We start from the raw sequence: 2,031 nt of genomic DNA, 5'->3' as shown, positions 1-2,031 counted from the left end.
TATATTGAGCGAGAATTGCTGGAAAAGAATCCAGGGAATAGCATGAAATCAATTTATAACGCTGAGCAACAAAGAAAAGGTCTAAGGTGTGATAAAAAAGATATGGAAACAGGTGCCAGTTTTGATCTTTATCTTGCTGCTTTAGTAAATCGCTTTGGAGGTTATGTTGAATTCTCTGAAGAAGAGCTTGAAAGAGTGAAACATATGGATATTTATTTTGAACCAGGCTCTAAATATATTTCAGCTGCAGCTACAAATAAAGATTTATCGCCATATGATGGACGGTCAGCAGTAACAATTCATACTGCTAGTAGTCATGAAGAAGACACTGACTTTATTTATTGGAGTTTTACTGCAGATACACAAGGTACTTCTGCTTTGAGTACAGCTTATATCTATGTGCCTGATGTTTTAACTGATGGGCAAAGAATTCAATACATATCAGATCACTTAGAAAAAGAAAAAAAGAAAAAGACTGAATATATTGAGCAGAACTTACATTATAGCTATTTGTTACAACTAAAAAAAATAGGCAAACTTGATTATTTAGATAAAAGACATTTAGAAGAAATAGAAGCTTGGAATAAAAAAGAAACTCCTAAGGCCGAAAAGAAAGGCTTTTTAAATAAAATATTGTCGTTAACTACAATTAAGTGATACAAATAACCCATAAAAAAACCAGCTAAGCTTGGTTTTTGTTTTATGGGTTTTTAAACTTACTTTTTAACTTTAGGTTTAGATTTCCAGTTTATATATTGGCTGGTTAATCGTTTGAACCAATGAATATCAAACTCTCTGTTTTCGGCTTTAAGTTTCGATGCTACATCGTTATTAACTATTTCTAGTAAAGTTCTCATTGGTGGCGGTTCTTTTAATTCAATTTCTTTTAAACGTATTTGAAAGTCTTTATTTTGCTCTTCCGTTAAACCATCTGGGTAACGAATTAAATCTTTTTCAAAGTTAATGTATTCTTGTTTAAAAGCGTTATGTTTATCCGAATTTCCCCGACTATCAACATATAAATCTATTGCTTGCAATATGGCTACGAACGCCATGCAGGCAACTCCAAACTGTGTATTGTTTGTGATAGCGAGCACAGCAGAAGTTGAAAATACTAATGTCAATATGCCTGTAATTCTGTGCCATTTAGAGAAAAACTGCTGTCTGAGCATGTGATAATGCAAGCCAAGCGCACTATCCCACTGGTTATTAAATAATAAATCTAAAGGTGCAGACATAATTTATCCTATTTTTTGTTCGAATGATCGTCTCCACCACTACCCGTTGGTCTTGTAGGTCTGTCGAAGTGTGATGTAATAGTTGAATCTTTTAAGCTATCTTGGCCTCCAACATACCCATAACTTTCATTTCCTACATTATTACCGCTTTCTGACTTGTTGTTACCAACGTGAGAACGGCCAGAACCCGAATCGTTATTATTCTCAGATCTATTAATGACATTAGATGGCGGACATAATGGAATCACAATACTTAAAGCAAAAACTACAAGGTTTTAAATCGTATTAAGGCTACATTATTTGTCATTGGTACTACTAATAAGGAATTTAAAATGTCTGATTGGAAAAATATCGGAATGTTAGATGAATCTGATTGTGATTTTTCTAATTACAATAATAAGATTGGCGTTTATAAAGGTGAGTTGGATGGCAAATTAGTTTATGTGGGAAAAGCTACTGAACTGAATAACGGTGGCTATCGAAAACGCTTAAGGGACTATACTCGAATAAGTAATAGCGGTAGAAATTATCCCGCAGGTTTAAAAATGTATCGTTATAAAAGTAATATAAACATTAGTATACTGATGGTTACTACTGTGAATGAAGCTGTAAATTTAGAGCGAGAAACAATCAAAAAACTTAAGCCAAAATGGAATAATCAAGCTTAAGGAACAAAGAGGGTACTCTCTGGCTCAGATATTCCTTATCAATCATCCGGCTTTGTAACCGTAATGTCGGTCAAAATAACCAAGTCTGAACAACTAAAAAGCGCTTAATTGCGCTTTTTTATTAT

Annotated in this window: 4 protein-coding genes; 2 read left to right on the top strand and 2 right to left on the bottom strand. The window is 33.5% G+C overall.

Going from position 1 to position 2,031, the window contains the following annotated elements; all coding sequences use genetic code 11:
* The coding region (locus CJF42_RS25745) for a hypothetical protein (protein WP_212668874.1) at window positions 1–657 on the top strand (657 nt) is incomplete at its 5' end.
* Between the two features lie 59 nt (window positions 658–716).
* Here CJF42_RS25745 and CJF42_RS25740 read toward each other — a convergent pair.
* Window positions 717–1,238: a hypothetical protein gene (locus CJF42_RS25740; protein ID WP_095369337.1), complete on the bottom strand. Its 522-nt coding sequence runs from the start codon at window positions 1,236–1,238 to the stop codon at window positions 717–719.
* Between the two features lie 8 nt (window positions 1,239–1,246).
* Complete coding sequence (locus CJF42_RS25735) at window positions 1,247–1,486, bottom strand: hypothetical protein (protein ID WP_095369336.1); 240 nt, start codon at window positions 1,484–1,486, stop codon at window positions 1,247–1,249.
* 84 nt (window positions 1,487–1,570) lie between these two features.
* Here CJF42_RS25735 and CJF42_RS25730 point away from each other — a divergent pair, with 84 nt between their 5' ends.
* Complete coding sequence (locus CJF42_RS25730; protein WP_095369335.1) at window positions 1,571–1,906, top strand: GIY-YIG nuclease family protein; 336 nt, start codon at window positions 1,571–1,573, stop codon at window positions 1,904–1,906.
* Window positions 1,907–2,031 lie beyond the last annotated feature (125 nt).

It is taken from the genome of Pseudoalteromonas sp. NBT06-2 (assembly GCF_002276045.1).
Taxonomy (GTDB): Bacteria; Pseudomonadota; Gammaproteobacteria; order Enterobacterales; family Alteromonadaceae; genus Pseudoalteromonas.
The sequence above is the reverse complement of the archived record's forward strand: the minus strand, read 5'-3'. Positions and strand labels throughout refer to the sequence as shown.